The following is a 7,990-nucleotide window of genomic DNA, read 5'->3' as shown; positions in this document are numbered from 1 at the left end:
TTGTTCAGATGTGAGGGAAATATCAATCATGGTAATAGATTGATCCTCTATTCATTAAAAATCAAGCATTTTCATTGATCACGGGTATATATCTGAGCGAATGCTAGCAGGATTCCCAGCACATAAACAGGTTTTGTAACGGTCTACTTGCAATACGAGAACAAAAATAATGCTTATAAAAGCGTTTACAAATCGTTCCGCTGCGGATTTCTCGCAAAACGCTATTGAATAAATATGTACAGAGCGCAGTGCCTAGCTAGGGGATAAATTTGACGAAATAAGCAGCCGTGTACAAATGCACTTACGCGTCGACGTCAAAATTTTGTCAATATTTATTTATAATAATTTCATAAACTTATACTTCATTCACCATATGAATATGAATATTAAACTCAGTGATATTTGATTTTTTGTTGCGAAATCGGTATGTTCTCCCCCCCGCTTAGTGGAATGAATAATAATTCGATACACAAAAGACAACAAAAGATAATTGTTGCTTTTGATCTAAGTATCCTCTGAAAGCACGCTGACGACTAACAAAAATAAAAAAACGTGTATTCGACATTTTGTCGTTATTTAGTTATTGGTTCTGATGTAAAATATCTGAACGAATCACGCATTTTATTGCATTTTGCATAGCCGCGTGGAAGGAGAAAAAATGGGTTTGTATCATCAATCTGATTCAAAAGATAACTGTGGTTTTGGCCTTATTGCCAATATCAATGGTGAATCTAGTCACAAATTAGTTCAAACAGCGATCCAGGGACTTGATCGTATGCAGCACCGCGGCGGTGTGGCATCTGATGGAAAAACTGGAGACGGTTGTGGTTTGTTACTACAAAAACCTGATTCATTTTTTCGCAAAGTCGCCAGTGAAAACGGTTGGACCTTAAACAACAATTATGCCGTCGGCATGATATTCCTTAATCAAGACAAAAATTTAGCCGAAGCTGCGCGAACAGTGTTAAATGAAGAGCTTGAGAAAGAAATGCTGTGTGTTTTGGGTTGGCGTGAAGTACCCGTAAATCATCACATACTTGGTGACTTAGCTCGCACTGGCGTGCCGCAAATTGAGCAAGTTTTTGTCAATGCACAAAATGGTTGGATTGCGCCGGACGTCGAACGCCGTTTATATATGGCTCGCCGACGCGCAGAAAAACGCCTCGCTCAAGATGAAGACTTTTACATTGCATGCTTATCTAACTTTGTACATATATACAAAGGTTTGGTCATGCCTAAAGACTTGCCAGAATTTTATCTAGATTTAGCAGACCCCGAGTTAACCTCATCGATATGCGTTTTCCATCAACGATTTTCAACGAACACCTTACCCAAATGGCCTCTGGCTCAACCATTCAGGTTTTTAGCACACAACGGTGAAATCAACACGATTAAAGGAAACCGCGAGTGGGCAATTGCTAGAACGAGTAAATTTGTTACACCGCTATTACCCGATTTAAAAGAAGCCGCACCATTTGTAAACTTAGAGGGTTCTGATTCAAGCTCACTAGACAACATGCTTGAACTATTTTTAGCAGGTGGCATGGACTTATTCAGAGCAATGCGTTTACTGGTTCCACCCGCCTATCAAAATAATGACACCATGGATCCTAACTTACGTGCATTCTATGAATTTAACTCGATGCATATGGAGCCGTGGGATGGACCGGCAGGTATTGTGTTGACAGATGGCAGACACGTTGCTTGTAACTTGGATAGAAATGGGCTGCGCCCAGCTCGTTACGTGCTGACTAAAGATGGCACTATCACGCTCGCATCCGAGATAGGAATTTGGGATTATCGTCAGCAAGACGTGGTCGAGAAAGGCCGTGTTGGACCCGGTGAAATGCTGGCTGTTGATACACACACAGGCAAGATCTGGCGTTCGAATGAAATCGATGAAGACTTGATGGCTCGTCATCCATATGCAGAATGGCTCGAAGAACACATCGAACGCCTAAAGCCAATTGAAGAAAGTGATGCGCCTTTAATTGGTCAACGTGTCTACAACGACGAACAAATGTCCACGTACCACAAGTTGTTTAACTACAGCTACGAAGAAATTCAGCAAGTAGTTAAAGTGCTGGCTAAAGATGGGCAAGAAGCTGTGGGGTCTATGGGCGACGATACGCCGATGGCTGTTATGAGTTCGCGCCAACGCACACTTTACGACTATTTCCGTCAACAGTTTGCCCAAGTTACCAACCCACCAATAGATCCACTCAGAGAAAATCATGTGATGTCTTTGGCGACGTGTATTGGTCGCGAACAAAACGTATTTAACGAGACAAGCGGCTACGCTAAGCGCGTTCTGTTTGATTCTCCTGTCTTAGTGTACACGGATCTTAAGCAGCTACGCGAATACGATCAGAAGTATTATCACAACGAAACAATCTGCCTTAACTATCAGCCAGAAGAAGGGCTAGAAGCCGCTATTGAGCGAGTGTGTCAAGAGACCATTATCGCCGTAAAAGAGAAAAATGCAGCGTTTGTTATTCTGTCTGATCGAGCGATAGAAAAAGGTAAGCTTCCCATCCCAGCTCCGATGGCCGTTGGTGCAGTGCAAAAAACATTAGTTGAGGCACAACTGCGTTGCGACGCAAATATTGTCATAGAAACAGCTTCGGCACGTGACCCACACCACTTTGCAGTATTAATAGGACTAGGGGCAACCGCAGTATATCCTTTCCTAGCATACGAAACCATCGAGCAGCTTGTTGAGCAAGGTGACATTGATTGCAGTGCCATAGACGCCATACTTAATTATCGCAAAGGCATTAATAAAGGCCTTTACAAAATAATGTCGAAAATGGGCATTAGCACGGTAGCTAGTTATCGCAGCTCTAAACTATTTGAAGCCATTGGCATCAATAGTGATGTAATGGATTTGTGCTTTAACGGCGTAACCAGCCGACTTCAAGGCGCAGGATTTGACGATTTCCAACAGGACTTGCAAAACCTTTCTCGCATTGCTTGGATAAAGCGTAAAACGCTCTCACATGGTGGACTGCTAAAATATGTTCACGATGGCGAATATCATGCTTACAACCCTGATGTGGTAAAAACGCTTCAAGTTGCAGTAGTCAGTGGTGACTACAAAGATTATGAAAAATATGCATCATTAGTTAATGACAGAGCGCCCAGCCACCTTCGTGACTTAATGCAAATAAAAGCAGGGCAAAACCCAATTAGTATTGATGAGGTGGAGCCAGCAGAAAATCTGTATCCGCGTTTTGATACTGCTGCCATGTCAATCGGTGCATTAAGCCCTGAGGCACATGAAGCATTGGCGATTGCCATGAACCGCTTGGGAGGGCAATCAAACTCAGGTGAAGGTGGTGAAGACCCCAAACGTTTTAACACTGAGAAAAACTCTAAAATCAAACAAGTTGCTTCTGGTCGCTTTGGTGTAACGCCGCACTATCTGGTTAACGCAAACGTTATTCAGATCAAAGTTGCACAAGGTGCAAAACCCGGTGAAGGTGGGCAATTGCCGGGAGATAAAGTCAATAAGTACATTGCAGAACTGCGCTTTTCGGTTCCCGGTGTTACATTGATTTCTCCTCCTCCACATCATGATATCTATTCGATTGAAGACTTAGCTCAGCTAATTTTTGACTTGAAACAGGTTAATCCAGAGGCTTTGATTTCCGTTAAGTTGGTGTCAGAACCCGGTGTAGGCACGATAGCAACAGGTGTTGCCAAAGCCTATGCAGACTTAATTACCGTCTCTGGTTACGACGGCGGTACAGGTGCGAGCCCTCTTACTTCTGTGAAATATGCGGGAAGCCCATTTGAGTTAGGTTTGTCAGAAACTCAACAGGCACTGGTTGAGAATGGCTTGCGACACAAAGTTAGAGTACAAACCGATGGCGGCTTAAAAACCGGCCTTGATGTAGTAAAAGCAGGTATTTTAGGTGCTGAGTCATTTGGTTTTGGCACAGGACCAATGGTCGCTTTAGGATGCAAATACTTAAGAATTTGTCACCTAAACAACTGTGCGACAGGTGTTGCTACGCAGGACAGTAAGTTGCGCGACAACTACTTCATTGGACTGCCAGAAATGGTAATGAACTACTTTAAGTTTATTGCGCAAGAAGTACGTGAAATTATGGCAAGTTTAGGCGTGGCAAAATTTGAAGATCTTGTTGGACGCACCGAACTCTTGTCACTTATAGACGGCCAAACGGCTAAACAAGCGAAGCTTGATCTGTCTCCGTTATTGGAAAAACCTGAAGCAGGCACCCATACCAAGTTGTTCTGCTCAGAAACTACCAATTCACCTATTGATAAAGGTGAGTTAAATGTGCAAATGCTGCAAGACGCAATAGCAGCGGTCGAGAGTAAATCTTCAATTTCACTCACATACGACGTAAAAAACACCCACCGTTCGGTAGGCGCAACATTGTCTGGTGCTATTGCTAAACGTTATGGCAACACTGGTGTGACTGATACACCTATTCAAATCACACTTCGTGGTACTGTGGGTCAAAGCTTTGGCGTGTGGAATGCTGGCGGCTTAGAAATGACACTTGTAGGTGACGCAAATGACTACGTTGGTAAAGGTATGACCGGCGGTAAATTAGTCATTCATCCCCCAACAGGTATTAGCTTCGATGCACACAATAGCGCCATCATGGGTAATACCTGCTTGTATGGTGCGACGGGTGGCAAGCTATATGCTGCAGGCCGCGCAGGTGAGCGTTTCGCGGTCAGAAACTCAGGCGCTATAGCGGTAATCGAAGGAATCGGAGACAACGGCTGCGAATACATGACCGGAGGCATTGTCGCCGTTTTAGGTAGCGTGGGTGTTAACTTTGGTGCAGGTATGACGGGTGGTTTCGCCTATCTCTACGATGAATTTAACGATTTAAATGACAGAGTTAACTTTGAATTGGTTGAAGTATTGAGCATTGAAGACAAAGTTATTCTATCTGAGCATTTAAGAGGCCTTATTAACGAACACTATGAAGCAACAGGTAGTGCGCACTCTTTGAGTCTATTGACCAATTTTGCTGAAGAAATGAAGCGTTTCCGATTGGTTAAACCAAAAACTAGTGACGTGAAAAACCTACTTGGGCACATTAGCCGCTCAAGTGCTGAACTCAGAGTGCAGGCGCAATAAGGAAAAGTAGTATGGCAAAAAATATTTACCAATTTGTGGATGTAGCGCGTATTGATCCACCCAAAAAACCAATTGTAATGCGCAAAGAAGAGTTTGGCGAAATTTACCAACCAATGACGTCTTCACAAGCCGAAGGTCAAGCTGATAGATGTCTGGATTGTGGCAACCCTTATTGTGAATGGAAATGCCCAGTACACAATTACATACCGCAATGGCTTGCACTCGCTAACGAGGGCAAAATTCTCGAAGCTGCCGATTTGTGCCACAAAACAAACAGCCTTCCAGAGGTGTGCGGAAGAGTTTGTCCTCAAGATAGACTTTGTGAGGGGGCATGTACCTTAAATGATGACTTTGGCGCTGTGACTATCGGTAGTATCGAGAAATATATCACTGATACAGCGTTCAAGATGGGTTGGCGTCCAGACATGTCTGATGTTGAATGGACGGATAAGAAAGTCGCGATTGTTGGCGCAGGGCCGGCAGGCCTGGCGTGTGCTGATATCCTCGTGAGAAACGGTGTAAAACCAGTTGTATTCGACAAATACGAAGAAATTGGTGGGCTACTGACCTTTGGTATCCCTTCATTTAAGTTAGAAAAAGAAGTCGTTCAACTTCGTCGCAAGATTTTTACAGAGATGGGTGTAGAATTCATCCTTAACACCGAAATAGGCAAAGACATGCCATTCGAAACACTGTTAAATGACTATAATGCAGTTTTTCTTGGGATGGGAACCTATAAGTCTATGAAAGGCGGGTTTGCCAATGAAGACGCTCCGGGTGTGTATGATGCACTACCATTTTTAGTTGCCAACACTCGACGAGTAATGGGCACAGAAAAATCGCCAGATGATTTTATCGATATGAAAGGAAAGCGCGTTGTTGTGCTAGGTGGTGGTGATACAACAATGGACTGTGTGCGGACTTCAATACGCCAACAAGCTTCTTCTGTTATCTGCGCCTATCGTAGAGACGAAGCCAGTATGCCAGGCTCTCGTCGTGAAGTCGTGAATGCTAAAGAAGAAGGCGTTGAATTTCAGTTCAACATTTCGCCGGTTGACATCGCTGTAGACGATAATGGCAACGCCGTTGGTGTGCGCGTTGTAAAAACGGAAATGGGCGAACCTGATGCAGCCGGACGTAGACGACCTGTTGAAATTCCTGGCTCAGCTCATGTACTTGAAGCAGACGCAGTAATCATCGCATTTGGATTCTCCCCTAGCCCATCAAACTGGTTTGCTGATTTTGGGATAATCCTCGATGAAAAAGGCCGTGTTAGAGCTCCGGCAAATGGACCTTATCCCTTCCAAACAAGCAATCCTAAGATCTTCTCAGGCGGAGACATGGTGAGAGGATCTGACTTGGTTGTAACGGCAATTGATGAGGGTCGTAAAGCAGCAAATGGTATATTGGACTACTTAGACGTTTAACTAGTTAGGGGTAGAAGCAAAACAATAGCCCAATTCCCCCCTTAAAGAACCAATATGAATAAAAAACGCCGCAGATAAAAATGCGGCTTTTTTAACTGCTTTCCTCTTCAAAACACCATGGTTGTGCAAAGCCATACCTATATACCTTTTCCAATGCCCAACACATTGAATGTTAGTGTCTAATGATATATATCAATAAGTAGTCATCAACTGGCTGAAATTAATTACGCCATTTTTAAACCACAAGAGAGGTAAATTTTGACTCAATCTAAAAAATTATCTTCTATTTTTTCGATAGCCAAATACCTCACATACGTGTTGGTAGTTTTTTCCACCTTCAATTTACTCGCGAGTGACACCAAATCATCCTCACCGCTCGAGGAAAATAATGCCAAACTAACTCGAGATAAAAGTTGCCCACTGGAATTTAATAAAATAAAAATCCATGAAAACGGCAAACTTTGTCAGATATTTGCCGCTGATTTTCCTGCCAGTATGGTTTTTTACGTTCCCATAACACCCGATGCAGCCATTAATTTCTACAAAAACGTGGGCATTGAGTTACAGCATATTGCAAAAATAAAAGACAGAACGCTTATGAAGAGCAAGGATAACAACACGACGCTTATATTTTCGGCAGATGGCAAGGGTACACAAATAGACATTTTGGTTAGAGAGAAAGCATAAACCAAAACTATGGCATAATGTTTGCTGAACAAGCTCCAACATCGTAAAAAAAATTATGTAATTTTGGAGTTGTTATGGAAATTGCTATCATATTAATTGCCCTTATCGTTTGTATGTCAGTTGTTGCGATTAAACTTAGCGACACTAAACTGAGCTTCCCCTTCTCAATGAAAAAGCAATTGTTTACTGCAGCCGAAAGACAATTTCTCATGCTGATTGAAAATGCTGTAGGCACCGAGTTTCGGGTATTGTGTAGAGTCAGACTCGTAGACCTTTTAAGCTTAAAAAGCAATACCAACAAAAAACTGGCAAACAGCGCACTATTAAAAGCAGGCAACAAACAGATTGACTTCGTGTTATGCGACAGAAAAGACTTGAGCCCAGTTATGGCAATCGATTTGGTATACGGTACAAGTAAAGATGGTCACAACATTCAGCGTGATTTTTTTGTATCTGGTGCGCTCGACACTGCAATGATCCCCCACGTTCGCATCAAAGCCAAAAACGGTTACACATTGGCTGAAATAAGAGAATGTATCGAAACAAAACTTATTCCTTTAAGAAGGCGTCAAGGCAAACCACCATTTGTTGCAGCAAATGATAGGCCTGAAGTCATCAAGCGTTCAACGCGCCCTACACGTCCGCTAAGCCCAACCAGAAAAGCCGTTGCCTAGGTAAAATAGTTAAGTAAGCTTGTATTTGAGAGATGAGTGGCTATTATAGCCCTCACTTTTTTACCTTGAGGTAGTCA

4 protein-coding genes are annotated in these 7,990 nt (G+C 42.9%); all 4 read left to right on the top strand.

Annotated features, from left to right (window positions below; all coding sequences use genetic code 11):
• Window positions 1-658: 658 nt before the first annotated feature.
• Window positions 659-5,125: a glutamate synthase large subunit gene (gene gltB, locus ACFOHL_RS16795; RefSeq protein WP_376921402.1), complete on the top strand. Its 4,467-nt coding sequence runs from the start codon at window positions 659-661 to the stop codon at window positions 5,123-5,125.
• A gap of 11 nt (window positions 5,126-5,136) precedes the next feature.
• Window positions 5,137-6,552, top strand: a complete 1,416-nt coding sequence (locus ACFOHL_RS16790) for an FAD-dependent oxidoreductase (RefSeq protein ID WP_376921401.1) — start codon at window positions 5,137-5,139, stop codon at window positions 6,550-6,552.
• A gap of 258 nt (window positions 6,553-6,810) precedes the next feature.
• On the top strand, window positions 6,811-7,239 hold the full coding sequence (locus tag ACFOHL_RS16785; RefSeq protein WP_376921400.1) for a hypothetical protein: 429 nt from the start codon (window positions 6,811-6,813) through the stop codon (window positions 7,237-7,239).
• Between the two features lie 74 nt (window positions 7,240-7,313).
• Entirely contained in the window at window positions 7,314-7,913 is a 600-nt protein-coding gene (locus ACFOHL_RS16780) for a DUF2726 domain-containing protein (RefSeq protein WP_376921399.1), read from the top strand.
• The last annotated feature ends 77 nt before the right edge of the window (window positions 7,914-7,990 follow it).

The organism is Agaribacter flavus (assembly GCF_042646125.1).
GTDB lineage: Bacteria > Pseudomonadota > Gammaproteobacteria > Enterobacterales > Alteromonadaceae > Glaciecola > Glaciecola flavus.
This window is presented reverse-complemented; position numbering and strand designations above follow the sequence as displayed.

Excerpts from the sequence above, each read along its gene's own strand:
- gltB (WP_376921402.1), top strand. The coding sequence starts at position 659 with ATGGGTTTGTATCATCAATCTGATTCAAAAGATAACTGTGGTTTTGGC.
- ACFOHL_RS16780 (WP_376921399.1), top strand. The coding sequence starts at position 7,314 with ATGGAAATTGCTATCATATTAATTGCCCTTATCGTTTGTATGTCAGTT.
- ACFOHL_RS16790 (WP_376921401.1), top strand. The coding sequence starts at position 5,137 with ATGGCAAAAAATATTTACCAATTTGTGGATGTAGCGCGTATTGATCCA.